The organism is Burkholderia sp. BCC0405 (genome assembly GCF_902833075.1).
In the GTDB taxonomy this organism is placed as follows: domain Bacteria; phylum Pseudomonadota; class Gammaproteobacteria; order Burkholderiales; family Burkholderiaceae; genus Burkholderia.
This window is the reverse complement of sequence record NZ_CADFEO010000009.1, coordinates 57,550-81,180: the sequence shown is the minus strand read 5'-3', so window position 1 is coordinate 81,180 and position 23,631 is coordinate 57,550. Positions and strand designations below refer to the sequence as shown.

22 protein-coding genes and 1 pseudogene are annotated in these 23,631 nt (G+C 63.4%); 7 read left to right on the top strand and 16 right to left on the bottom strand.

Annotated features, from left to right (window positions below; translation table 11 throughout):
- The first annotated feature begins 26 nt into the window (after positions 1 to 26).
- On the top strand, positions 27 to 1,328 hold the full coding sequence (locus HWX36_RS16800) for an aspartate aminotransferase family protein (RefSeq protein WP_175953172.1): 1,302 nt from the start codon (positions 27 to 29) through the stop codon (positions 1,326 to 1,328).
- Positions 1,329 to 1,409: 81 nt separating this feature from the next.
- Here HWX36_RS16800 and HWX36_RS16795 read toward each other — a convergent pair whose 3' ends face one another.
- Positions 1,410 to 2,159: an SDR family oxidoreductase gene (locus HWX36_RS16795; protein WP_175953171.1), complete on the bottom strand. Its 750-nt coding sequence runs from the start codon at positions 2,157 to 2,159 to the stop codon at positions 1,410 to 1,412.
- Positions 2,160 to 2,260: 101 nt separating this feature from the next.
- On the opposite strand from HWX36_RS16795, the gene HWX36_RS16790 reads away from it, so the two are divergent.
- The 3 genes from HWX36_RS16790 (at position 2,261) to HWX36_RS16780 (ending at position 4,642) form a co-directional block, all read left to right on the top strand.
- Positions 2,261 to 3,178: an AraC family transcriptional regulator gene (locus HWX36_RS16790; RefSeq protein ID WP_175953170.1), complete on the top strand. Its 918-nt coding sequence runs from the start codon at positions 2,261 to 2,263 to the stop codon at positions 3,176 to 3,178.
- A 154-nt stretch (positions 3,179 to 3,332) separates the two neighbouring features.
- Positions 3,333 to 4,190 (top strand): AraC family transcriptional regulator, encoded by an 858-nt coding sequence (locus tag HWX36_RS16785; RefSeq protein WP_175953169.1) that lies wholly within the window; start codon positions 3,333 to 3,335, stop codon positions 4,188 to 4,190.
- Positions 4,191 to 4,234: 44 nt separating this feature from the next.
- On the top strand, positions 4,235 to 4,642 hold the full coding sequence (locus HWX36_RS16780; RefSeq protein ID WP_175953168.1) for a DUF2000 domain-containing protein: 408 nt from the start codon (positions 4,235 to 4,237) through the stop codon (positions 4,640 to 4,642).
- Between the two features lie 27 nt (positions 4,643 to 4,669).
- Here HWX36_RS16780 and HWX36_RS16775 read toward each other — a convergent pair whose 3' ends face one another.
- The 8 genes from HWX36_RS16775 to HWX36_RS16740 all read right to left on the bottom strand — a co-directional run bounded on the left by HWX36_RS16775 (position 4,670) and on the right by HWX36_RS16740 (position 11,324).
- Complete coding sequence (locus HWX36_RS16775; protein WP_175953167.1) at positions 4,670 to 5,020, bottom strand: VOC family protein; 351 nt, start codon at positions 5,018 to 5,020, stop codon at positions 4,670 to 4,672.
- A gap of 84 nt (positions 5,021 to 5,104) precedes the next feature.
- Positions 5,105 to 5,551, bottom strand: a complete 447-nt coding sequence (locus HWX36_RS16770) for a DNA-binding protein (RefSeq protein WP_175953166.1) — start codon at positions 5,549 to 5,551, stop codon at positions 5,105 to 5,107.
- Positions 5,523 to 6,122 (bottom strand): nucleotidyltransferase domain-containing protein, encoded by a 600-nt coding sequence (locus HWX36_RS16765; protein ID WP_175953165.1) that lies wholly within the window; start codon positions 6,120 to 6,122, stop codon positions 5,523 to 5,525. Before HWX36_RS16765 ends, HWX36_RS16770 begins: the two co-directional genes overlap by 29 nt.
- Positions 6,123 to 6,340: 218 nt before the next feature.
- Positions 6,341 to 7,042 carry an ABC transporter ATP-binding protein gene (locus HWX36_RS16760; RefSeq protein WP_011354263.1) on the bottom strand — a complete coding sequence of 234 codons (702 nt, stop codon included), beginning with the start codon at positions 7,040 to 7,042 and terminating at the stop codon, positions 6,341 to 6,343.
- A complete protein-coding gene (gene livG / locus HWX36_RS16755; RefSeq protein ID WP_175953164.1) occupies positions 7,042 to 7,815 on the bottom strand; it encodes a high-affinity branched-chain amino acid ABC transporter ATP-binding protein LivG in 774 nt (257 codons plus the stop codon). Before livG ends, HWX36_RS16760 begins: the two co-directional genes overlap by 1 nt.
- Positions 7,812 to 9,083, bottom strand: a complete 1,272-nt coding sequence (locus HWX36_RS16750) for a high-affinity branched-chain amino acid ABC transporter permease LivM (protein ID WP_175953163.1) — start codon at positions 9,081 to 9,083, stop codon at positions 7,812 to 7,814. Before HWX36_RS16750 ends, livG begins: the two co-directional genes overlap by 4 nt.
- 11 nt (positions 9,084 to 9,094) lie before the next feature.
- Positions 9,095 to 10,021 carry a high-affinity branched-chain amino acid ABC transporter permease LivH gene (gene livH, locus HWX36_RS16745; protein ID WP_072441879.1) on the bottom strand — a complete coding sequence of 309 codons (927 nt, stop codon included), beginning with the start codon at positions 10,019 to 10,021 and terminating at the stop codon, positions 9,095 to 9,097.
- Between the two features lie 184 nt (positions 10,022 to 10,205).
- Positions 10,206 to 11,324, bottom strand: a complete 1,119-nt coding sequence (locus HWX36_RS16740; protein WP_059584440.1) for a branched-chain amino acid ABC transporter substrate-binding protein — start codon at positions 11,322 to 11,324, stop codon at positions 10,206 to 10,208.
- 811 nt (positions 11,325 to 12,135) lie between these two features.
- On the opposite strand from HWX36_RS16740, the gene HWX36_RS16735 reads away from it, so the two are divergent.
- Complete coding sequence (locus HWX36_RS16735; protein WP_175953162.1) at positions 12,136 to 12,759, top strand: hypothetical protein; 624 nt, start codon at positions 12,136 to 12,138, stop codon at positions 12,757 to 12,759.
- Between the two features lie 93 nt (positions 12,760 to 12,852).
- Here the strand turns inward: HWX36_RS16735 and HWX36_RS16730 are convergent, their stop codons facing one another.
- Positions 12,853 to 13,071 (bottom strand): hypothetical protein, encoded by a 219-nt coding sequence (locus HWX36_RS16730; RefSeq protein ID WP_175953161.1) that lies wholly within the window; start codon positions 13,069 to 13,071, stop codon positions 12,853 to 12,855.
- A 404-nt stretch (positions 13,072 to 13,475) separates the two neighbouring features.
- Between HWX36_RS16730 and HWX36_RS16725 the strand changes: the two genes are divergently transcribed.
- Positions 13,476 to 13,868: a hypothetical protein gene (locus HWX36_RS16725; protein WP_175953160.1), complete on the top strand. Its 393-nt coding sequence runs from the start codon at positions 13,476 to 13,478 to the stop codon at positions 13,866 to 13,868.
- Between the two features lie 405 nt (positions 13,869 to 14,273).
- Positions 14,274 to 14,448, top strand: a pseudogene (locus HWX36_RS37180) (IS5/IS1182 family transposase); the annotation flags it as partial.
- 7 nt (positions 14,449 to 14,455) lie between these two features.
- On the opposite strand, the gene HWX36_RS16720 reads toward HWX36_RS37180, so the two are convergent.
- The 6 genes from HWX36_RS16720 to HWX36_RS16695 form a co-directional block, all read right to left on the bottom strand.
- A complete protein-coding gene (locus HWX36_RS16720) occupies positions 14,456 to 14,896 on the bottom strand; it encodes a hypothetical protein (protein ID WP_244136435.1) in 441 nt (146 codons plus the stop codon).
- Between the two features lie 11 nt (positions 14,897 to 14,907).
- A complete protein-coding gene (locus HWX36_RS16715) occupies positions 14,908 to 19,515 on the bottom strand; it encodes an RHS repeat-associated core domain-containing protein (RefSeq protein ID WP_175953158.1) in 4,608 nt (1,535 codons plus the stop codon).
- 7 nt (positions 19,516 to 19,522) lie between these two features.
- The gene (locus HWX36_RS16710) at positions 19,523 to 19,945 is read right to left on the bottom strand and encodes a DcrB-related protein (RefSeq protein WP_175953157.1); all 423 of its coding nucleotides are present in this window, start codon (positions 19,943 to 19,945) and stop codon (positions 19,523 to 19,525) included.
- A 21-nt stretch (positions 19,946 to 19,966) separates the two neighbouring features.
- Complete coding sequence (gene tssI / locus HWX36_RS16705; protein WP_175953156.1) at positions 19,967 to 22,087, bottom strand: type VI secretion system tip protein TssI/VgrG; 2,121 nt, start codon at positions 22,085 to 22,087, stop codon at positions 19,967 to 19,969.
- A gap of 59 nt (positions 22,088 to 22,146) precedes the next feature.
- Positions 22,147 to 22,929 (bottom strand): type VI secretion system baseplate subunit TssF, encoded by a 783-nt coding sequence (locus HWX36_RS16700; RefSeq protein WP_175953155.1) that lies wholly within the window; start codon positions 22,927 to 22,929, stop codon positions 22,147 to 22,149.
- 191 nt (positions 22,930 to 23,120) lie between these two features.
- Positions 23,121 to 23,630, bottom strand: a complete 510-nt coding sequence (locus HWX36_RS16695; RefSeq protein WP_175953350.1) for an OmpA family protein — start codon at positions 23,628 to 23,630, stop codon at positions 23,121 to 23,123.
- Position 23,631: the final 1 nt, after the last annotated feature.

Genomic DNA, 23,631 nt, shown 5'->3' with positions numbered 1-23,631 from the left:
GCCCCTTGCCTCTTTGGAGACGCCCGATGTCCCTGAACGACGACCCGACCTTCTGGCGCAACGCCAGGCAGCACCTGGTCCGCTACGGCGGCACGTTCGAGCCGATGATCGTCGAGCGCGCGAAAGGCAGCTTCGTGTACGACGCGGACGGCCGCGCAATCCTCGATTTCACGTCGGGCCAGATGAGCGCGGTGCTCGGCCACAGCCATCCGGAGATCGTGTCCGTGATCGGCGAATACGCGGGCAAGCTCGACCATCTGTTCAGCGGGATGCTGTCGCGGCCGGTCGTCGACCTCGCGACCCGCCTCGCCGACATCACGCCGGCCGGGCTCGATCGTGCGCTCTTGCTCAGCACCGGCGCGGAATCGAACGAAGCGGCGATCCGGATGGCGAAGCTCGTCACCGGCAAGTACGAGATCGTCGGCTTCGCGCAGTCGTGGCACGGGATGACGGGCGCGGCCGCGTCGGCCACGTACAGCGCCGGACGCAAGGGTGTCGGCCCGGCCGCCGTCGGCTCGTTCGCGATTCCGGCGCCGTTCGCGTACCGGCCGCGCTTCGAGCGCAACGGCACTCATGACTTCCTCGCCGAACTCGACTACGCGTTCGACCTGATCGATCGCCAGTCGAGCGGCAACCTCGCGGCCTTCATCGCGGAGCCGATCCTCAGCTCGGGCGGGATCATCGAGTTGCCGGAAGGCTATATGGCGGCGCTCAAGCGCAAGTGCGAGGAACGCGGAATGCTGCTGATCCTCGACGAGGCGCAGACCGGCGTCGGCCGCACCGGCACGATGTTCGCGTGCCAGCGCGATGGCGTGACCCCCGACATCCTGACGCTATCGAAAACGCTCGGCGCCGGGCTGCCGCTCGCGGCGCTCGTGACGTCCGCGGCAATCGAGGAGCGCGCGCACGCACTCGGCTACCTGTTCTACACGACGCACGTGTCGGATCCGCTGCCCGCGGCCGTCGGCTTGCGCGTGCTGGACGTCGTGCAGCGCGACGGGCTCGTCGCCCGGGCGAACGTGATGGGCGACCGGCTGCGGCGCGGCCTGCTGGACCTGATGGAACGCTTCGACTGCATCGGCGACGTGCGCGGACGCGGGCTGCTGCTCGGCGTCGAAATCGTCAAGGATCGCCGCACGAAGGAGCCGGCAGACGGGCTCGGCGCGAAGATCACGCGCGAATGCATGCATCTCGGGCTCAGCATGAACATCGTGCAGTTGCCCGGCATGGGCGGCGTGTTCCGGATCGCGCCACCGCTGACCGTCAGCGACGAAGAGATCGATCTCGGCGTGTCGCTGCTCGGTCAGGCGATCGAACGTGCGCTGTAACAGCGTGCGGTAACGCCGTTCCCCGCATCACACGATCCGGCGCGCCGGTGCGACCGGCCGGCGCGACGGATTCCCGATCGATCAGCGCGTTTCGGCCGCCCATGCTTCGGCATCGGCGCCGGCCGGAATGCGCATCGGGCTCGACGGATCCGTCGCCGCGTGCCACACGGCTTCGGCCACGTCCCGCGCATGGGTGATCGGCCCCGACGCATCGAGCATCCTCGCGACGGCCTTTCCGACGAACGCCGCATAAGCCTCGTGTTCGAAGCCGTGCATGTGCGCACGCGCGTTGTCGCCGAAACGCGTGTCGGGTGCCCGGCCCGGCAGCACGAGATGCGCGCGCACGCCGAACGGTTCGAGTTCGACCGCCATCGATTCGGTGTACGCATTGACCGCCGCCTTGCTGGCCCGATATGCGCCGACCAGCGGCAGCGCCTTCAGCGTGACGCTCGACGTGACGTTCACGATCACGCCGGCCCCGCGCTGGCGAAACTGCGGCAGCACGGCCTGCGTAACCGCGATCGTGCCGATCGTGTTGGTCTCGAACAGCGCGCGCACCGTGTCGAGCGGCATCAGCTCGGCCGGCGCGGCCGCGCCGAAGCCCGCGTTGTTGACGAGCACGTCGATCGGGCCGGCCGCGTCGATCGCGGCGCGGATGCTGTCTGCGTTCGTCACGTCGAGCGCCAGCACGCGCAGGCGTTCCGACGGCGGCAGCACGTCCTCGCGCGGCGTGCGCATCGTCGCGACGACCTGCCAGTCGCGGGCCAGGAAATGGCGGGCAATCTCGAGGCCGAAGCCGGAGGAACAGCCGGTGATCAGTACGGTCTTCATGCGAACTCCTGAGGTGATGTGGGCACGTGTCCGTACGATAGATCGCCGGGTCCGTATTCTCTACAATCTAAAATCCGCTTTTCTTTTGCGAGAGTCCGGCGATGATCGACCCGTTGACCGAAGTCGTGACACTGCTGCAACCGGGCGCGCAGCACTCGAAGTCCGTTCATGGCGCGAGCCCCTGGTATATCAACCGCGCGGTCGCCGGCGAGCCGTTCTATTGTGCGATTCTCGACGGCGGGTGCCGGATCGCGATCGACGGACACGCACCGATCGCGCTGCTGCCGGGCGATTTCGTGCTGATTCCGGCGGCCTACGGCGTCGCGATGACGAGCCTCGAACCGCCGCCGCCGGGCGTCGAAACCGCGCCGCCGGTCGCGCTCGACAACGGCGAATACCGGATCGGCGATCCAGGCAACCCGGTCGACACGCGGATGATGGCCGGCAACTGCAGCTTCGGTTCGCCCGACGCGGCGCTGCTGGTGTCGCTGCTGCCGCAATTCGTGCATGTGCGCGGCGAGCCGCGGCTGACCACGCTCGTGCAACTGGTGCGCGACGAGTCGCGCGCGCAGCGGCCCGCGCGCGAGATCGTGCTGGCGCGCCTGCTGGAAGTGCTGCTGATCGAGGCATTGCGGTTCACGGCCGGCACGAACGCATCGCCCGGCCTCGTGCGCGGGCTCGCCGATAACCGACTCGCCGCCGCGATCCGTGGCATGCACGCGCGCCCCGCCTATCCGTGGACGGTCGTCGAACTCGCGAAGGAAGCGGCGCTGTCGCGCTCGACGTTCTTCGAACGCTTCAGCCGCGCGGTCGGCGTCGCGCCGATGGAATATCTGCTCACGTGGCGCATGGCGCTCGCGAAGGACCTGCTCCGCCGCAACGAAGGCCGCATCGCCGAGATCGCGGGGCGCGTCGGCTACAGTTCCGCGAGCACGTTCAGCGTCGCGTTCACGCGGCATGTCGGGCGGCCGCCCGCGCAATATGCGCGCGACGAGCAGGCGGTGGCGAACGGGGAATGAACCGCGCACGCACGCCATTGCGCGTCACGCGCTGCATGCAAGGGACTCGCGCCGCGGCCCGCCGGATCGCCGGATCAAAGGGCGGCCCCTGCCGCCTGCATCACGCGACTTGCGTAAACTATCGGGCATGCCACAACGACGCGCGAGGTATCCGATGACGAAAACGGCAAAGGACATCGACACGCCCGACCACTGGCTCGTCGCTCGGCGCGATCAGGAAACCGGCATCGAAAGCCTGCACGCGCATTTCAACGGCCATGCGTACGATGCGCACGATCACGACGACATGCTGGTCGGCTTCACCGAACAGGGCGTGCAGCAATTCCAGTGCCATCGGTCGGTGCATACGAGCGTGCCCGGCCGCGCGATCCTGATCGAGCCGGGCGCGATGCACGACGGCCATGCGCCCGAAGCGGGCGGCTTCACCTACGGAATGCTGTACCTGCCGCAAGCGTGGGTCGAGCGCGCGGCGCGCCGGCTGGACCTGCCGGGCCTCGGCGGTGTCGAGGCCTCGTTCGGCCATACGCTCGTCGACGATCGCGGCCTCGTCGACGCGATCCGCCACGCGTTTCTCGCGATCCACGGCAACGAAGGCAAGCTCGCGCGCGACCAGACGCTCGACCGCCTGCTGTTGCGGCTCGGCGGCGAACTGCGCGGCCCGCTCGTGCTGGAAAGCGGTGTCGTGCCGCCCGCGATCGCGCGCGTGCGCGACCTGCTGCATGCGCAGATGGACGGTAACATCGGGCTCGACGAACTCGCCAGCGTCGCCGGGATCGACCGGTTCCGGCTGACCCGGCTGTTTCAGCGCGCGTTCGGCACGTCGCCGCACGCGTACCTGGTGCGCTTGAGGTTACGTGCCGCGCGGCGGCTGCTGGCGGCCGGGCGTACGCCCGCGCAGGCGGCCGCGGACGTCGGCTTCGCCGACCAGAGCCATCTGGGCCGCTGGTTTCGTCGCGCGTACCGGATCACCCCGGCCGCGTACCGGCAACTGTGCACAAACGTTCCAGACTGATCGCGCGCGGCATCCGATCATGAGCGTCTCTACGAGGAGCAATCATGTTCGATACCAAGGTGGCACTGATCGTGCGCGACGATCTCGCGGCATGGCAGAAACTCAATGTCGTCGCATTTCTCGCGACAGGCGTCGCGGCCGAAGCGCCCGAAGCGCTCGGCGAACCATACGAGGATGCGGCGGGACGCCGCTACGCCCGCATGCTGGGCCAGCCGATGCTGGTGTTCGCGGCCGACCTGAACGGTCTGCAGGCCGCGCACCGGCAGGCGCTGTCGCGCGAGCTCACGATCGTGCCCTACGTGCACGCGATGTTTTCGACCGGGCACGACGCAGCCAACCGCGACGTATTTCGGGCCGGCGATGCGGAGCATCTCGACTTCGTCGGGCTGGCGCTGCACGGGCCGAAGAAGGCCGTGGACAAGGCGGTGAAGGGGCTGGCGCTGCATGCGTGAATGCCGGTTCGAACCCGGCGCTTCAAGTCAGCGATGCACCAGCACGTTGACGAGCTTGCCGAACGGATCGCGCACGTAGAAACGCCGGACACCCCACGGCTCGTCGGCCGGGCCGTATTCGACCGGAACGCCTGCCGCATGCACGCGGGCGAGCGCTTCGTCGAGATCGTCGACCTCGATCGACAGGTCGGGCGTCGGCGTGCCCGATCCGCCCTGCGATGCAAAGCTGATCTGCACGTCCATCTGCTCGGCATTGCCGTAGGTCGCGATCCAGCCGTGATCCATCAGCAGGTCGAGGCCGAAGATCCGCTGGTAGAAGCGTTTTGCGTCGTCGACTGACCGGGTGTCGATATTGGCGACGATCCGTTTGACTTTCATCGCTTGTCTCCGCGAGTTGTGTCACGAGAATTGCCGAGATCACCGTCGAAGCCCCGGTACGCCGGCGCTTCAGAACGGCAGCAGCTATTGCGCTTCCAGCAACCCGCGTTTGTTCGTCGTCAACCACGCCTTCACGTCGGCCATAAGCGCCGTCGCACTGGCAAAACACTCATTTACGGCGGACGTTTGAACCACGTCCCCGGAATAATCCGACAGATTGCGCTGCTTGCGCAGGGCGTCGAGAACAATCATGCGATCGACCGCCAGACCGATCGTCTGCGGAAGCGTCTGGATGGCCGTCTGGTGATGCCCCGGCCGGCTCGTCAATGTACGAAAGCCGTTCGCGTGCAATGCCAGCATCGCAAGCTGCATGATCGCCTTATAAGCCGCATCAAACCGGTTTTCGTTGCTCAATCCCGCGAGTTGCGCATCCGCCAGGTTTCGCTCTGCGGCCGCCAGCAACCGCATCACCTGTTCTCGGTCCGGCCGAACCGTATCGAGACTAACGCCGAGCAAGTTCTGCAAGGTCATGGTCGCTGCCAATCAAGAATATCTTGGGTTTTCCAAGGACGTCCTGCAAAAAAGCGTCCTGCCTGGCGACCCCATCGCGGAACTCGTCGGGCGACAGTACCTTGGGATTGATGTCTCGCCTCAAGCTCGCCTGTGCGTCGTAAAGCAATCGAACTACCGTTGCAAAACCGACCGTGCCGATAACCATGACATCGACGTCGCTGTCTATCGTCTCCTGGCCGCGCGCAACGGAACCGAAAACAAACGCCACGCCAATTTGCTCGGCACAAGGCAGCAATGCTTCGGCAAGCACGTCGCCCATCCCGGAGGTCTTTCGCATGATCGACGCCAGCTCGTCGTAGATCGGGCAACTGCGATTGGCGCGATAAACCACCTGATTGCCCTGCCGATCACGGCTCAAGATACCGGCTTCTGCCAGTTTGCTCAGTTCCTTGTGCAGCGTGCCGGGCGTCGTACCTGTCAAACGCGCAATTTCGCGAACGTGCAACGCCTGATCCGGACGCAATAAAAGCAGGCCCAGTACACGGCGCCGGTAGTCACTAAATAGGGTCGAGGCGATGGATCGTAGCATGATTGGCTACGATTGTAGCCGAATTGGCTACAAAGCATAGTCGTCCCATGCCGATTTCGCGTCAGTCTCGACGGGACAGTCGAATGTAGCCGATTTGACTACGATTGAAGCCGAATTGGCTACAAAACACCGGCAGACCACCGTTCCGACATGTCGCCAACAAGATTCAAATACATAGGCACCGCCGCCGGCCCGTTGCAGGCCGGCGGCATCCGGCGTCAGCCGCCGAGGTAAGCCTGCTTGATCCGGTCGTTCGCGAGCAGGTTCGCGCCCGTATCGGCGAGCACCACGCGCCCCGTTTCCAGCACGTAGCCGCGATCGGCCACCCCCAGCGCCTTGTTCGCGTTCTGCTCGACGAGGAACACCGTGACGCCTTCGTCGCGGATCGTGCGGATGATGTCGAAGATCTGCGCGATCACGAGCGGCGCGAGGCCGAGCGTCGGTTCGTCGAGCAGCAGCAGGCGCGGCTTGCTCATCAGCGCGCGGCCGATCGCGAGCATCTGCTGCTCGCCGCCCGACATCGTGCCGGCCCGCTGCGCCGCCCGCTCCTTCAGGCGCGGAAACAGCTTGAACACGTGCTCGATGCCGTCGTCGATCTCGTGACGGCTCGCGAAGAAGCCGCCCATCTTCAGGTTCTCGAGCACCGTCAGGCTCGGAAACACGCGCCGCCCTTCCGGCGAGATCGCCATCCCCTGCCGCATGATCTGGTGCGTAGACATCGCGGTGATGTCCTTGCCCTCGAACAGCACGCGGCCCGACGACGCGCGCGGCGTGCCGCACACGGTCATCATCAGCGTCGTCTTGCCGGCGCCGTTGCTGCCGATCAGCGTGACGATCTCGCCCTTGTTCACCTCGATCGACACGCCCGCGAGCGCCTCGACCGCGCCGTAGTGCGTATGGACCTGTTCCAGCTTCAGCATCACTCTTCCCCCAGATACGCCTTGATCACGCGCGGGTCGTTGCGGACCGCTTCCGGCGTGCCGATCACGATCGGCCGGCCGTGCTCCATCACGAGGATGCGGTCGGACACGCCCATCACGAGGCTCATGTCGTGTTCGATCAGCAGCACCGATACGCCGAACTCGCGGCGCAGCTTGTCGATCAGGTGCTGGAGTTCGATCTTCTCCTGCGGGTTGAGGCCGGCCGCCGGCTCGTCGAGCATCAAGAGACGCGGCTCGGTGATCATGCAGCGCGCGATCTCCAGACGCCGCTGGTGCCCGTACGACAGCGTGCCGGCCGGCCGGTTGGCGACCGACTTCAGCCCCATCCGTTCGAGCCACACGGCCGCGCGTTCGAGCGCTTCCTTCTCGGCGCGGCGATAGGCGGGCGTCGCGAACAGGCCGGGCAGCAGCCCCGACTTCACCTTGCGGTGCTGCGCGACGAGCAGGTTCTCGACGACCGTCAGCGACTTGAACAGGCGAATGTTCTGGAACGTGCGCACCAGGCCCTTCACCGCGATCTTGTGGCTCGGCAGCCCCGCGATCGGGTGGCCGTCGAGTTCGACCGCGCCGCCCGTCGGCTTGTAGAACCCGCCGACGCAGTTGAACACCGTGGTCTTGCCAGCGCCGTTCGGCCCGATGATCGCGAACACCTCGTCGCGGCGCACGTCGAAATCGATGCCGTCCACCGCGAGCAACCCGCCGAAGCGCATCTGCAGCCCGGCGACCTTCAACAGTTCTGCATTCGCGCTCATTGCGGCAGCTCCACGTGGGGACGGCTCGCGGGCAGCAGGCCCTGCGGACGCCACATCATCATCAACACCATCACCAGACCGAAGATCAGCATCCGGTACTCGGCGAAGCCGCGCGCGACTTCCGGCAGCACGGTCAGCAGGATCGCCGCGAGAATCACGCCGAGCTGCGACCCCATCCCGCCGAGCACGACGATCGCGAGGATCAGCGCCGATTCGATGAAGGTGAACGATTCAGGATTCACGAGGCCCTGGCGCGCCGCGAAGAACGCGCCGCCGATACCCGCGAACGCCGCGCCGAGCGTGAACGCCGACAGCTTGATGCGCGTCGGGTTCAGGCCCAGCGACCGGCACGCGATCTCGTCGTCGCGCAGCGCTTCCCATGCGCGGCCCATCGGCATGCGGATCAGGCGGCTCGTCACGAACAGCGTGAAGCCGACCAGCAGCAGCGCGATCAGGTACAGGAAGATCACCATGTGCTCGCCGCTGTATTCCAGCCCGATCAGCTCATGGAAGGTCTTCGCGCCTTCGACGCTCGCCGAGCGCGCCATCTCGAAGCCGAACACCGTCGGCTTCGAGATGCCCGAGATGCCGTCCGGGCCGCCCGTGAGGTCGGTCAGGTTGTTCGCGAGCAGGCGGATGATTTCGCCGAAGCCGAGCGTGACGATCGCGAGATAGTCGCCGCGCAGCCGCAGCACCGGGAAGCCGAGCAGGAAGCCGAACGTCGCCGCCGCGATCGCGGCGAGCGGCAGGCATTCCCAGAACGACAGCCCGAAATACTGGTTGAGCATCGCGTACGTATAGCCGCCGACCGCGTAGAACCCGACATAGCCGAGATCGAGCAGCCCCGCGAAACCCACCACGATGTTCAGCCCGAGGCCGAGGATCACGTAGATCAGCGCGAGCGTCGCGACGTCCACCGCGCCGCGCGAGCCGAAGAACGGCCACACGAGCCCGACCGCGAGCAGCACCCACACGACCGCGCGCTGCTGCCGCGCGCCCATCGCGGGCAGCGCCGGCAGCTTCACCGCCGATTTCGCGCGCACGAGCCACGGCTTGAACAACTGGAACAGGAACACGGCCGCGACCGCGATCCACACCGGCCGCCAGTGCGGCGTGAGCACGACCTGGTAGCCGTCGAGCTTCAACTGCAGCCCGAGCACGGGGATCGTGAGAATCGCCGTCAGGAACGCGGCGGCCACGGCATTTTTCAGCGCCTGGCCGAACGATGCGTCGGCGGCCGGGCGGCGAACGGAAATGACTGTACTCATCTGCGTCTCCCTCAAACCTTTTCGATGTCCGACTTGCCGAGCAGGCCGGTCGGGCGGAAGAGCAGGATCAGCACGAGCAGGCCGAACGCGACGACGTCCTTGTACTCGGCCGGCATGTAGCCTGCGGCGAAGGTTTCCGCGAGGCCGAGCAGCACGCCGCCGAGCATCGCGCCCGGGATGCTGCCGATCCCGCCGAGCACCGCGGCGGTAAACGCCTTGATGCCCGCGACGAAGCCGATATACGGATTCAGCTTGCCGATCGTCAGCCCGATCAGCACGCCGCCGACGGCGGCCAGCATCGCGCCGAGCACGAACGTGAACGAGATCACGCGGTTCGTGTCGATGCCGAGCAGGTTCGCCATCTTCATGTCCTCGGCGCACGCGCGGCACGCCCGGCCCATCCGCGAATGCGAGATGAACAGCGTGAGCGCGATCATCAGCACGACCGTCACGCAGACGATCATCAGCCGCGAATACGGAATCGTCACGTCGAAGTCGCCGCCGAGGTGGATGTCGAACGCGCCGGAGATCAGCACCGGCACGGACACGTCGCGCGCGCCCTGGCCGATCTGCACGTAGTTCTGCAGGAAGATCGACATGCCGATCGCGGAGATCAGCGGCACCAGGCGCGGGCCGCCGCGCAGCGGCCGGTACGCGACGCGCTCGACCGCGAAGCCGTACAGGCCCGTGACGATCACCGACACGATCAGGGCGGCGCCGAGCACGAGCGGCAGCGGATAACCGGCGGAGACGCCGATCGCGGTCAGGGTCACGAGGCCCACGTACGCGCCGATCATGTAGATCTCGCCGTGGGCGAAGTTGATCATGCCGATGATGCCGTAGACCATCGAATAGCCGATGGCGATCAACGCATAGATCGCACCCAGCGTCAGGCCGTTGACCAGTTGCTGGGCGAATTGCGGAAAGAAGTCAGTCATGTGCGGGAAGCTCCCGTTGGCGCTGGGTCGCATGCCGCCGCCGGATCACGGCGTTCGGCCGCGCGCAACGCACGGTGTCGTCTCGGGCCGCCCGCTGGCCGCGCACCGGGCGGGATGCGCGGCCAATACGCACCCGCCCCGTCCGGGTCTCGGACGGGGCGGGTGCGCGGGCGGGTACTCCGTGTTACTTGGCGGCGGTCTTCGTCGCGTCCTTGTGCCACGTGTAGACGACGAACTTGAACGCCTTCAGGTCGCCCTGTGCGTCATACGCGACCTTGCCGATCGGCGTGTCGAACGTCGTCTTGTGCATGTACGCGGCGACCTTGGTCGGATCGGTCGTCTTCGCGCCCGCGATCGCGTCGGCGATGATCTTCACCGCTGCGTACGACGGCATCTGGAACGGGCCGTTCGGGTCGCGCTTCTTGTCCGCGAACGCCTTCACGAGCGCCGCGTTGGCCGGATCGGCCGAGAAGTCGGCCGGCAGCGTGACGAGCATGCCTTCCGAAGCCGGGCCGGCGATCGCCGTCACGTCCTTGTTGCCCACGCCTTCAGGGCCCATGAACGTGGCCTTCACGCCCTGCTCGCGCGCCTGGCGCATCAGCAGGCCCATTTCCGGGTGATAGCCGCCGAAGTAGACGAAATCGACGCCTTGCGACTTCAGCTTCGTGATGATCGCCGAGTAGTCGGAATCGCCGGCGTTGATGCCTTCGAACAGCACGACCGGGATCTTCGCGGCTTCGAGGTCCTTCTTCACCGACGACGCGATGCCCTGGCCGTACGACTGCTTGTCGTGCAGGACGGCGACCTTCTTCGGCTTCACGTTGTTGATGATGTAATGCGCGGCGGCCGGGCCTTGCTGGTCGTCGCGGCCGATCGTGCGGAAGATGAAGTGGCGCTTCTTGCCTTCGGTCAGCTGCGGCGCGGTGGCCGACGGCGTGACCATCACGATGCCTTCGTTCTCGTAGATGTCGGACGCGGGAATCGTCGAACCCGAGCACACGTGGCCGATCACGTACTTGATCTTCTGGCTGACGATCTTGTTGGCGACGGCGACGGCCTGCTTCGGCTCGCATGCGTCGTCCATCATCACCACTTCGAACTTGTTGCCGCCCGCGCCGCCTGCCGCGTTGATCTGCTCGATCGCGGTCAGCGCGCCGGCCTTCACCATGTCGCCATACTGGGCGACCGAGCCGCTCATCGGGCCAGCGATGGCGATCTTGACGGTTTCCGCTTGCGCGGCAGCGGCGCCCGCGGCGAACAGCACGGCGGCGACGGAAATGGACGTAAGACGGGACAGCGTCATCTGGGAGCTCCTCGATGTTGTTTAGTCATACGGGCAAAGGCGGCATGACTTGCGCAATCGAACAGCACCCGGGGCGAGGACATGGGACACGCCCGAGACACATAGAAGACGGAACTCCGGCGGAATGTTGCGTAGCGGGGCCCGGCTCTTGCAGTCCCCGAAGGGGACGTCTGGTTCGGAAAGACATCGTGATGCGTCTTGCATTGCGCAAGCGTTTCGCCTGCCCCGCTTGCCAAATCGCTTGATCGGAGGGATGGTCCGACAGCCATTGGCAAGGCAGTCGAAATTATATGGGCGTTTTTAAATCGTCTGTCAAAAATGCCGGTCGAGTGAGGGAAAACACGTAGGGATCGGGTGGCGGTCGGTAGCAATGACGGCGCAACCTTGGACGCGCGATAACGTTGGCTGGCGGTGCAATTTGGTTGCTATCGGTGGGGGTTTTCTGCTGCCGTGCCTTGTCGGGATTGAGATCGGGTGACAGGCGATCTTGTGCGGCTCGTGTCGGGGTGGGTAAAGGGTCGCATCCTCGCGCTTCAATCGACTGATGATTGGGTTGGTGGGCACCATTGCAGTGCGTTGGGTTGAGCGGCTCACGCCTTCTGTTTTCCGACGGTTTTCGCCGATTAGAAAGGCAATCGTTATTAATATGAAATAATACGAATTCGCCTCGCAATCCAGCCAGCCTTCCTCCGAGCCGCGTCCGCCGCGCTTCGTAGTCGCTTCAGGGCCGCTTCGACGCCCGTCCGTTGCCCAGCCGCCAGCCAGTGATCTGCCATTTTTTTCAATGCACATCACCTGATTCGGATCGCTGATGAATCATCCCTTCCGTCTTTCTTCCGCCGCCGCGTTTGCGTGTGCGCTTTCTGTTTCTGCCGCCGATGCGTCGGGTCGAGATACGCTCGCCGATCGGTCGGCGGGTGCCAATGTGTTTCGCTCGGAGCGGCGTGCTGCTGCTCGTGATGATGGGCATGCGGCACGTATGAGCCGACGCCGCGTGCAGTACGCCGCGCCCGTGGAGCGAAGCCCGTTCGATACGCCGGATACGCGGCCGCTGCGTGTGTCGGGCGATAGACTCGTGGCACCGCAGCCTTCGTCGGAACACGAACCCGATTGGGTCCTGCCCGCGAATCGCGTCGCGCTCGGCGCGGGTGGCAGCGATAGTCTCGGTCGCGCGTTGCCCGGATACGAGCAGCGCGAGCAGAACTGGAATGAATATCTGCGGGCTAACGGATCGCGACCCGTTGGTAGTGGCGGCTCGTATGCGCCGGCTCGTCCGTACGATGCTGCGCGTGGCCCGCATGGTGCGCCGAATCCGTTCGATCCGTCGGTGCCGCAACCTGAGACGCGCACGTTCTACGATAACGGCGCGGGCACGCATTGCACGGCAACGGGCGGTGCGGGGACTTCGCGGTCGTCTTGCAATATCGCGTGGTGATGCGCTGGGGTGGCTGATACAGCTGATAGCCGTTGCCCTACCCGGCGCGCTGCGCGACGTCGCGCAGCGCGGCCGCATCCTGCGGCGTCGCTCTTACAACTGCGTGATGATCAGCCTGCCAGGCTCAATATCGATTCGCGCCTTTCGGCCCGGAACAAAACACGCATCGCTGATCAGCCACATTCCACCAATCTTCATGTACGGGTAGAACTTCTCCGGCTTTACGTACGTTTTCGGCGTACCCCACATTTCCTGGATCGTTACGAAACGTTCCGTCTTTGGTGGTCGTGCTTTATGATTCGGCTTAGCCATGGGCAACTCCTGCTTAGTTGGCTGTGGTTAGCGGGTCGTGAGTGTTGGTAGCACTTGCGGCCCGCGCTCGTTTACTGCGGCGTTTTTATAGTTCGGAATCCTCCTTTGTTGATGGGTCGGTGGAAATGGGAGTTCAACGTGTGAGTCAGGACGTGTGATGTATCCATCCGCGCGCGCGATCATCATCGCTCGACGTTATCTATTAGCGACTGCTACCCAATCTTTGTTGTCGTTCGGGGGCACCAGAAATTGCTTACGGGTGATGTCCGATTTCAGCATCTCGCTGAGACTGCTATCGACTGCGGATTCAACCCTTCGAATGCAACCGATAGCGGTCATTCGTTATTGCGTTTCTGCGTTGGTATGATTCGCATCTGATTGAGAGAGATCGAGATAGATCAGCCATGAAACTCGAAATCGAGGGCAGACTGGCAAACACCATGCCGACTCCCGTACAGGTCACACGTGCGCTCAAGTCACTGCGAAGCTACGGCAAGTCATCTTACGCGTCATTGACCGACGATGCAGGCAACTACGTGCAAGTAGCCGGCGGTGGCGCCAGTTGTATGATCGAGCGCTTTGAATTCGGCGCGCAACGATGGAGAGCCTTCCATATCAAACCTTCGCCGGTACGCCCTGACGGCACGATCCTGGTCTTTCGAGCGGGTAACATTCCGATGCGCTCAGATGAATGGTTCATGGCCGATCAGGTCTTGGAGGTATTTCTGGCCTTCCTCCGCGGAACATCGTATCCGCCATTTGTTCACTGGCGGTTAGCGCCGGACTTCCGAGCTTGAGACCCTAAGCGAGCCGTCTCGAAGCAAGTACGTCGTCTGGCGCTCGCAGGCAGCGGGCGAATAGGGTTGCCGATCAAGATCGTCCTGCACGCTATATTCGCCGTAGCCTGCAAATTCATAGTAGACGGCCATAGTCTCTGCATGTGAACGCGTCCAGAATATCCAGACCCATTCACTTCCGACTCATTAAGCGCCCGTGCTGCGTCGCCATCTGGTCCGTATGGAATGCATGCAGGAAGCGATTGTCCGTGACCGTCGGGACATAGCCAAACCTCATGCAGATATCCGAGGGGGTGTCTCATTTCCGTGCGTCCTGGATTGGTGATTCGGTCGTCATGCGCGAGCGCGTGGCAATCGAACTCTTGAGCGAGGCATTGTCAACCATTCTCGTGCTTGGGTCGACCGTCTCTTCTGGGAAATTTCCGCTGGGTTGCGAAACGTACTCACCCGTGGCCACACAACTTCCATCGGCTTCACATTCGCTTCGAACGTCAGATCGATATTCACGAAGCATTTTTCAAACCCGGCCCCCCCCCTCGTCTGCCGGAACATCTTGAGACGAACCAAGCATCCATTTTAATCCGCCTCTAAATAATCCTATTCCATGAGCCGTTTTCCGCCTTCTCCGGCTCCACGAATGCCCAGATCGAATGGCAATGGGTGCAGCGATAGTACATTGCGGCACCAGCCGACCCAGCCCCCTCGAAATCGAAAGCCGGCGGAACAATTTCCGCGAGGTCTCCATTGGCAACAGCGGCATCACGGCGCTGTGAATATTGCTGATATTCCACGCGTGACACGAACTGCTTGGGCGAGCCGATACTGAGGCAGCGCGTGCACGCCGGCAGTAACTGAGCAACCGCTCCATTACTCTGAGCTTCGTTTCCTCGTCTTAGCTTCAATAATTGACCGCGTGGAATCTGTGCCTCGACACGCACTCCTTCGCTGTCTAACCACGCGCGAAGGTGTTGCAAATCGATATCTTGATCGCGGTAGCGACGGAACATATTCTGAATATCTTGATCCATGACGTTCACACTCATTTGTCGACTGGAACAATCCAGTCGTCAGACCACGACTTTGTTGTTCCCATGAACTGATTCTGTCCGCCGGATCCGGCTGCCGGGTAGAACGATGTCTCAGGCTCCCATCCAACCGGCAGCTTTCCTCCGAGCGGTCTTGGAACGGTTGCCGAAGATAGCTCCGATGTCGGAATCTTCAACAATACGTCTGGCGCTCCCCAATGTTGGAAAACCTGGCCGCGGTCCATAAGCACGCCTTGATTCGTCCCGACGTAGTCTGTCGACATGTAAGTCCCTGCACCCTTATAACCACTGATGCTGCCCTGCTTGCGGTAATTTTCAACAGCCCGCCATGTGGTCGCACGATAGACATAGTCCTGGGACGCAATCTTCTGATCCAAAGCGGCCTGTAGCGCGTCGCCCTGATTTCGATTGCGCATCAGCTCGCGATATTGCTCCTTCGTCAGCGAACGCTCGCCTGGCCCCGGGCGAACGCCGCGACCGCTCAAGCCTTTGTCTATTTGAGAGTCGTTGGTGTTACAAGTAGCGAGGCCGAGCGGATCGAACTCACCAAGAGGATCGGCGACATAGCCTTGCGTCCGCAACCCGCCCTCGAGCCCGATAGGATCCAGGCTGAGATATTGTCCCGAATCCGGATCGTAGTACCGATTCAGGTTGTAATGAAGGCCGGATTCGTCGTCTGCCCACTGCCCCGGGAAACGCAGTGTCGTATCGATATCCCGTGCCGCTTGGTTCGCCGCTGCGCGCGTTGGCAACAACGCCCCCCACAACGAGAACGATGCCTTCCAAACCTTGGCGCCGCACTCGTCGAAGACAGCCTTCGGCATGCCGACCTGGTCGGTCAGCACCGGATACAAGCCATCGTCGGTCTCCTGTGCGAGCGGCGCGAAGCTCCCCGGTTCGACATGCCAAGTCACTGCCTGTCCGGTCGTGCCGTCACGCTTCTCGATCCAGCGTTCCGCGATCGTTGGGCCGTCCCACAGAAATTTCACCGCCTCATGTCCCCCGACGGGACGCTTCTCTACTCTCCTGTTAAATGCATCGTAGCGGTAGACCCACACCCCTTGCTCGGGCGTGGCGACCTTGACGAGCCGATTCAGCCCGTCCCAGGTGTAATGCCAGGTCTGAGGCCGGAACCCGTGCCGTTCGACCGTTTTCTCGATAGTGCGCCCTCGTGCGTCATAGCGATAGCGCGCGAATCCAACACGCTCGGGTAAGCCACCTGCCGCGTACTGGTGCGTGTCCACCGCAGCCTGCTGCCCATGCGCCGCAATGTTCAACACCGCGTCGTAGCGATAATGCTCACCGGGCTGCAGCAAACTGCGCACATTCGTCACCTGACCGCGCACATCACGTCGATAGGTCAGCGTATCGCCGTCGGCTTCGACCTGCTCGAGCTGTCCGGCCGCATCATATCGGTAGATTTGCCGTGTCAGTTGCGCAAGTGCATGGGCCGGATCGCTCTGCAACGACTCGAACGCCGCGCCAGGCCCGGCCACCTGCTTCAGGAGCCTCCCCAACGCATCGTATTCCTGATGCGCAATGAACGCGCCCGCCTGGCGATCAGTTTCGCGACCGGCGCTGTCTCGCGCAATCGTTAGCCGGCCCACTTGCGTCAACGCACCAAGCGCGTCGTACGCATATTTCGTTTCACGCCGTGGCGTGGCCCTCAGCGTACGCAGCCCATCCCCGTCATAGGCATATCGCAATAGTTCGCCATGCTGATTCTCACCGATCAGGCGGCCATGCTCGTCGTAGGCGAAGTGCGTGACATGCGGTGCGTCGCCCTGGACCTCCGCCGAAGCGAGGCGCCCCCTTCCGTCATAGCAGTAGACCAGCTTGACGTCGCCAGCATCAATCTCAACCACCCGGTCCAACGCATCATATGCGTATCTCCATTGCGTACCATCCGGCAAGGTTTTGATGATGAGTCGGCCCGCGGCGTCGCGCTCGTACACTGTAGTCCGCCCGCCCCAGTCGACCTCGGCTGCCAAGCGCCCGGCGCCATCGTAGCGGTATTCATACGCTTCTCCGAGCGCATTAACGACTTTCGTCAGTCGAGTTGCGTGATCGTATTCGAATTGAGTCGCGTAGCCGGCGGTGTCGATAGAACCGATCAGCAGATCAAACGGTCCATAGGTTCGCCTGATCGTCAAGCCAAGCGGATTATCGAACTCGACCGGCAACCCTTCACCGTTGTAGCGAGTGCGAACTCGCGAACCATCAGCCCAGACAATGGATCGTAGCGCCCCGCGCGGATTATCGGGCCCATCCGTATAGTCATAGCGGGTCCGATTCCCGTCGGGATCGGTTTCTTCCAGAATCCGTCCAAGAACGTCCACCGAACACCGCCTCACCGCCCCGTTCGGTAGCCGGATCTCGTTCAGCCTCAGTTGCGCGTCATAGTTCAACCGAGTCTCGCGCTGGCCATGCACAATCCTCAGCAATTCGCCTTGTTTGCCGTACCGATAGCGGGTTGTCGTACCGTCCGGCTCAATGCGCGCAACCAGTCTTCTCACATGATCGTACTCGAGCTTGATCTGCGCGCCATCCGGTAACGTCGCACCGACGAGCAGTTGCGCGTCGTTGTACTCGAACCCGATCGCCCTACCGGTCGCTTCCCTCACCGCGATCAACAGGCCATGATCGTTGTAGTCGTAATCGGTCCGCCGTCCAAGCGGGTCGGTGCGTAAGATCAGTCGCCCCAGCGCCCATTCCGAGCGCGTACAGTGTCCAAGCGGATCTGTTTCGGCGATGACCAATCCGTCGTCGTTGTATTCGAAGATCCGTTCGCCGTCTGCGTCGATCACGCGCGTTCGGTGTTCCTCGTAGAAAAAGCGCCCGGTGTGGTATCCCTGCTCAGTACCGGTCTCAACAACACGTCCGGCAGTGTCGTAGCGATAATGGACGTTGGTCTGATCGCTATCGCCCCACTGTGTCATCCAGCCATGATCGTCGTAAGCATAATGGAGCTGCCCGAACTGGAAGCTTGTCACGTCGCTCAACATAACGTCGCGATAGCGGTATTCGACTAGCGTCCGCGTACCGCCGCCAACCTCGTGCAACACGATCCGCCCCGGCATACGACCGTTGCTGTCGTAAACAACGTCGAGCCGATAACCATCGCTGTGAGTCAATGTCGATAGGCGGCTCTGACCGTCGTACCTGAACGTAATGGCGTTGCCATCCATGTCCTGGATACACTCGAGGCGCGAAACTTGCCCGTCCACAAGCGGCGAAAAAATCAGGATCTGTCGCGTATCGCGATCGAGCAGACGGGGCTCAACCCGACTGCCGACAAGTCGGTAGCGCGGCGCACGCAGGTTAATCGAGTCAAGCGCCATATGCGACGCATCGAAGCCCAGTGCAAGACCTGCTCCGTCGTGAAAATAGGCGAAACGGCCCCTCTCCAACGTCAAGCGTCGCGACCAAGTGTCCGACCATCGTGCGCCGAGCAATCCAGCGTCATCCGAACGAGTGCGATAGCGACGCTTGAGTTCGATAGGCAGGGTACCGGGAACGAGTAAATCCGTGCGGATCTCCAGCACTTCGCCGGACACAGGATCGACCGGATCCTCGCACTTGGGTCGAGTCTCGTCGTTGACGCCTTTCTGTTCTGCAGATCGTGCCGACTCTGGCCGAAACTTTCCGCGCAATCCTTTACCGGAAAACCTCCCGATTCCACCACCCACGACACCACCGAGCAAACCCGCCAGAAACTCCTGAGTCGCGGACAACTCCGGGTTCTTCGGACCATACTGCCCCGTCGTCTTGTCGATCCAGATGCTGTTGCGCCCGGAGTTGACCTTGCCGCTACAGTGAGTCTCGTGGCCGATCCGCACCAACGGCAGTCCGTTGACGAATACTGTCTTGCTACCTTCGACAAGCGCTTGCGGCTCACCCGAATGATGGTCGCACTTCACTAGATCAGTGACGCGTGCGACTTTCTTGCCTTCGAAATACACATTGCCCGAGCCCGTGACGATCTCGCCGCAGTTGCTGCCCATGCTTTGGCTGGCCGACGCGAGCGCACCACCCAGAGTCAGGCCGCCCGCCATGCACGCCCCGACGATCAGCGCTCCGGCGAGTCCCCCTGTCGCCACGGTGGCCGCCACCGCAACGCCAACAGCAACCCCCACGGCAATACCGGTGAGTATCCCCATGAACCCGGACGAATGCGCAATTCGATCCCCGACGCACGCCGGATGCGGATCGCCACGGCCGATCGTCAGGCCCAGTGCATCACCGACCTGCGTGAATTCCTTCGAGAGCCAACCGGTAACACCGACTTTGTCGAGTGCCCAAGCTCCACCGACTGCAATCGCCAGCGGCAGCATCGCCGTACCCGCAGCGATTGCACCCGCGCCCAATGCCGCCCCGCCGGTTGCGCCACCCGCCAACGCCGTACCCGCCGCACTCAACCCGGCGGCCGTTCCCTCAAGCGTAGTCAGACCTGCGTCGGCGCCGAGCATCCCATAGTTGAGGTTCTCGTAAAACGGCTGCTCGGCCGCTTTGGCAGCTTCACCGTCCTCCAGCTTGGCGATCTGATCAAGACGCTCTTGTGCGCTACCGCTCGGTTCGTTGTAATTCGGCGTGTCCGACATTGCAGCCTCAAATCGGATCGCGCAACTGAAGGCTCTGAATCACACCCTGGATTTGTTCACGTTGGGTGTCGCTCAGCGTACCAGGCGCGGTGAACGTCAGCATCAGCACCACCTGCCCGTATTCCACCATCGTCAGCCGCTGGTGAATCGGCGCCTGATTGTTCGTCCATGTAAATTCGTGCACGTGTGCGACACGCCCGGACACGGTGACATCTTCATTGGCCACCTCGGAATAGTCTGGCACCTGCTTTGCCACCTTCCTGATCTCGCTTGCCACATATTCATTGAACTTCATACCCCACGGCAGCCGCTCGCGCGTGATCACGAAACTCACGCCTTCCGTGCCGGTCGCTGCCGACACGAATACGTTCATCGTCTTGTCCTGCCACTCCACCGGGAGCGCCAACGTGCCTTCTTGCATCTGGTACATGCTTTGTTTTCCTGATGGGTGTTAGCCGTTCTTCGGGTTGATGTCGGTCCGGGATGCCTGGATATTGATGTTGCTGTCGTCAAGGTGAATCACTGACTCGCCCTTATAGATATCGATCGAGTCGGCCGTCATGTGGATTCGCGTACCGCCATCGCCACCGATCTTGATCCAGAGTTCTTTGGCTTCGAGCGTATGCACACCCTGTGGAGTCTGATGCAGCGTATTGCCCTGAACTACAACGTCCGACAGATTGCCGACTGCGACCGCCGTCGTGTGGTTGCCCTTCCCGACCTCGACGGTCCGGTCGCCTTTGAGAACTTGAGTCCACTGCGCATCCTCGACAACGGTATGCATGTCCTTCTGTGCATGCATGTAGAGCATCTGTGCACCGTTGACGTCGCTCATCAGCAACTCGTTCGACCCCTGCCCCTTGTGCGTCTGGCTCTTGATCCCCATCGTCTGGCCGGCGGCCCCGTGGTACGGGTTACCCTGCTCGCCGTTGAACACGCGGCCCACGATCACGGGATTGTCCGGATCGCCCTGATTGAACGCGACCAGCACTTCCTGCTTGATCCGCGGAATCGCGGCCGCCCCCCAACCGTCGCCCGCCCACGGCTGCGACACGCGCACCCACATCGAGTCGGAGCCGTCCTTCTTGCCGCGCCGGTCCCACGGAAAGTGCACCTTCACGGCACTCCCGTTGGTGTAGATTTCCTCGCCCTTGGGGCCGACGACGATCGCCGACTGCGTGCCGTGAATCACCGGTTTCGGCGTGGCGCGCGGCGCACGATACGGAATCTTCTTCGGCAGCAACGCGAAGCTGTTGCGGTACGGCAGTTTCGCGCTGTGCTGCGTGTAGTCGTTCACAGCCTCGTGACGCACGTGCAGGATCACGTATTCCTGGTTGTTCTCGAGGACCGGGTGATTCGCCACGTTGACGGCGCCGGCAGTGGTCATGCGCCACGCGTAGCCGCCGCCGGTATAGCGATGGGCCTGCGCCTCCTCGGCCTCCATCGCATAACGGGCATAGCGGTTACCGTCGTCGCCGTGGTCGTACAGCGACTGGTGCTCGAACCGCTCGGTCGAGTCGAGCCGCGCATGCTTGAGGTTCTGCGGGCCGGCTTCCACCAGCATCAGCGGCGACGACGGGTTCTGATGATTGAAATCGCGGAACGTGACCTTCCCCACGCCGAAGCGCCGGCCTTCGTGCAACTGGTCGATGCCGCTGTCCTCGCTCGCCTCGGTGGCGGCGAACGGCACGGTCGCCAGCCCGTCGATCGGGCGGAACAGCAAATTCGTGTCGCCGATCACGAGAACATGCTTGTCCTTCTCGTAGCGATGCGTCCAGACCAGCCCTTCCTGCTCCATCAACCGCGCGCAGAAGTTGTAGTAGGACTCCTGGTACATCACCACGTATTCGAGCGGCTTCTGGCTCGTCCGGATGTCGAACACGAAATCGGAAAATCCGTGCTCCTGGAAAATCTCGGTGAGGATGTCCTGCGCGGTCTTGTTCTGGAAAATCCGGCAGTCGGTGGAGCGCGTCAGGAACCAGAACCACGGCACGGCCGTCAGGTGGTACTGCGTGACATTACCGGGATTGCCGGCCCGGTCGAACGACGCGACGTAGCCGTCGAAATAGCGGTCGTTGTCGCCGGCACCCGATGCAACGACGCGTTCGAGCGTCGACAAGCGCGCCTGCTGATCGAACCGGATCTTGACCTGCTGGCCGATCAGGTCGTCGGGGCGCAGGTCGTGGCGGTGCGACAGCAGGTCGAGGTGGATTTCCGGCAACCGGTTCACGTACTCGTCGACCACGGCGGCGCTCACCAGGAGCACGTCCGGGCCGAGCGGCGTGTCGAGTGTGACGTAGCGATTGAGCTGGGTCAGGCGCGCGGGGTTGGCGGCGCCGTTGATCGCTTCGGCTACCGCGCCGGGCGTCTTGTCCATCAGCGAGAAGCCGGTTTGCGCGAGTTGCAGCGCACGCTGGACGGTGTCGACATGCCCGGCCAGGCCCGCGAGCGGGCCGACGCTTCCGGCAACACTCGAGGCGACCGGGCCTGCCAGGCCGCCGAGCGCGCTCAAGGAGCCGAGCGCGCCGCCGCCCAAACCATTGGGAATACCCCCGTTCGGAGCGAAACTCATTCTTGTTCCTTGCTTGTGATCTCAGGTTCCGTGGGCCGGCTGGCCGGCCCGAAGCCCCGTTAATGTAGGACAATTTCCGACCGCGCGAAAGGCACCCGCAGACGTTTCCGTTCGCGCCCCGAAAATCGAAAAAAACAGGCCAGCGGCTGGGCGCCGGGGCACGGTTGGCCACGGCGCAGCGGCGCGCCGGTTTGCGCTGAAAACAGCACAATCTGCACGAAACTTGTTACAGGAACGTAGGGGGCGAAGCATCTCTCGAGCACGTGCGCGGGTCCGCCGAGACTGAAGCCGGCGAAACGCTGTTCATCGACCTCCCATCGCACTTCGAGCCCCTGCACGAACGCCGACGCAGGCTTGCGGGGCATCCAGCGCCGAACGCGCACAGCCGACAACGAGGCGAGCGCATCGAAGCGCCGCCCGGCGTCGACCGAGGATTCCGCCCAGCGGGCGCAGAGCCGCGTCAGTTGGGCCAGACCGCCGTTGTCCAGGAGAATCGCCTGCGGCGCGAGCAACGACAATACATTCCACAGCTCGTCATGGCGGAAAGCCGGCGGCCGGCTCCGGGTCGGCCGGTTCAGCAGCGCGATCGTCCCCACCGGATCGCCCGCATACAACGCCAGCTCGCGTTCCTGCATTCCGGACAGATCGCCCTGGGTACAGGACAGCCGGAACGCCAGTTTGCGGTGCCCGGGATCGGCAGGCCGGCCGTCCCGCTCGATCAGTCCCGGTTCGACGCCATGGAGCAGGTCTGCAATCCCGTCCACCGGCGGTGTCTTGCCCGCCTCTTTGGCCCGGGGATCAACGGGCTCCTTCGGCGCTCGCCGGGCCTCGTCGCGCAACACGGTTCAGTACGGCCCCGGATGGGTGCCCATCCCATGCTGCAGCGACTGGAACGGTGCCAGGATCGACGGATCCGCATCGGAAGTCTGACGAACCGTGTCGACACTGACAACCGATCGCGGCGTGACATCCCGGTATCGGTGTTTTCAGCGACAGGGTGAGCAGCTCGCTTGTCGGCGGACGACGCGCCCCCTCACCGCGGCGAAACCACGATCGCCGCCCGCCGATTCTGCGCCCGTCCGGCCGGCGTCCGGTTATCCCCTACCGGATCGCTCTTCCCTTTCCCGGCGATCGCAATGCGCTTCGGATCCAGCCCGACATCGACAAGCTCGATCGCCACGACCTCGGCCCGCCGTCTCGACAGTTCGAGGTCATAATCATCCGCCCCCTCCTGATCCGAGTACCCATAGACCCGCACCCCGTTAATCCCCGCCGACCTGAGCGTCCGCCCGATCCTTTCCACGATCCGCCGCACGTCGGGCTTGAGGTTATACCGATCGAAGTCGAACAAAATCGGCCCGGTCGAGCCGAACTCGAACCCTGCTCCGGTTTCCTGGAAACCGGCCGACTTGAGCGCCGTGACCTGCGTCTGCGTCAGGCCACGGTGAAGCGGCGGCGCCTTGCAGCCCGCGAGCAGCATGCACAGCAACAGCGTGCTGCCAATGCCTATCCGCCCCATGCTCACAGGAAACGCGTTTTTCATC

Excerpts from the sequence above, each read along its gene's own strand:
- livH (WP_072441879.1), bottom strand. The coding sequence starts at position 10,021 with ATGACTGACTTCTTTCCGCAATTCGCCCAGCAACTGGTCAACGGCCTG.
- livG (WP_175953164.1), bottom strand. The coding sequence starts at position 7,815 with ATGAGCGCGAATGCAGAACTGTTGAAGGTCGCCGGGCTGCAGATGCGC.
- HWX36_RS16770 (WP_175953166.1), bottom strand. The coding sequence starts at position 5,551 with ATGACCTTGCAGAACTTGCTCGGCGTTAGTCTCGATACGGTTCGGCCG.
- HWX36_RS16710 (WP_175953157.1), bottom strand. The coding sequence starts at position 19,945 with ATGTACCAGATGCAAGAAGGCACGTTGGCGCTCCCGGTGGAGTGGCAG.
- HWX36_RS16800 (WP_175953172.1), top strand. The coding sequence starts at position 27 with ATGTCCCTGAACGACGACCCGACCTTCTGGCGCAACGCCAGGCAGCAC.
- HWX36_RS16785 (WP_175953169.1), top strand. The coding sequence starts at position 3,333 with ATGACGAAAACGGCAAAGGACATCGACACGCCCGACCACTGGCTCGTC.
- HWX36_RS16780 (WP_175953168.1), top strand. The coding sequence starts at position 4,235 with ATGTTCGATACCAAGGTGGCACTGATCGTGCGCGACGATCTCGCGGCA.
- HWX36_RS16775 (WP_175953167.1), bottom strand. The coding sequence starts at position 5,020 with ATGAAAGTCAAACGGATCGTCGCCAATATCGACACCCGGTCAGTCGAC.
- tssI (WP_175953156.1), bottom strand. The coding sequence starts at position 22,087 with ATGAGTTTCGCTCCGAACGGGGGTATTCCCAATGGTTTGGGCGGCGGC.
- HWX36_RS16750 (WP_175953163.1), bottom strand. The coding sequence starts at position 9,083 with ATGAGTACAGTCATTTCCGTTCGCCGCCCGGCCGCCGACGCATCGTTC.
- HWX36_RS16695 (WP_175953350.1), bottom strand. The coding sequence starts at position 23,630 with ATGAAAAACGCGTTTCCTGTGAGCATGGGGCGGATAGGCATTGGCAGC.
- HWX36_RS16725 (WP_175953160.1), top strand. The coding sequence starts at position 13,476 with ATGAAACTCGAAATCGAGGGCAGACTGGCAAACACCATGCCGACTCCC.
- HWX36_RS16720 (WP_244136435.1), bottom strand. The coding sequence starts at position 14,896 with ATGGATCAAGATATTCAGAATATGTTCCGTCGCTACCGCGATCAAGAT.
- HWX36_RS16765 (WP_175953165.1), bottom strand. The coding sequence starts at position 6,122 with ATGCTACGATCCATCGCCTCGACCCTATTTAGTGACTACCGGCGCCGT.
- HWX36_RS16740 (WP_059584440.1), bottom strand. The coding sequence starts at position 11,324 with ATGACGCTGTCCCGTCTTACGTCCATTTCCGTCGCCGCCGTGCTGTTC.
- HWX36_RS16735 (WP_175953162.1), top strand. The coding sequence starts at position 12,136 with ATGAATCATCCCTTCCGTCTTTCTTCCGCCGCCGCGTTTGCGTGTGCG.
- HWX36_RS16730 (WP_175953161.1), bottom strand. The coding sequence starts at position 13,071 with ATGGCTAAGCCGAATCATAAAGCACGACCACCAAAGACGGAACGTTTC.
- HWX36_RS16790 (WP_175953170.1), top strand. The coding sequence starts at position 2,261 with ATGATCGACCCGTTGACCGAAGTCGTGACACTGCTGCAACCGGGCGCG.
- HWX36_RS16760 (WP_011354263.1), bottom strand. The coding sequence starts at position 7,042 with ATGCTGAAGCTGGAACAGGTCCATACGCACTACGGCGCGGTCGAGGCG.
- HWX36_RS16795 (WP_175953171.1), bottom strand. The coding sequence starts at position 2,159 with ATGAAGACCGTACTGATCACCGGCTGTTCCTCCGGCTTCGGCCTCGAG.
- HWX36_RS16715 (WP_175953158.1), bottom strand. The coding sequence starts at position 19,515 with ATGTCGGACACGCCGAATTACAACGAACCGAGCGGTAGCGCACAAGAG.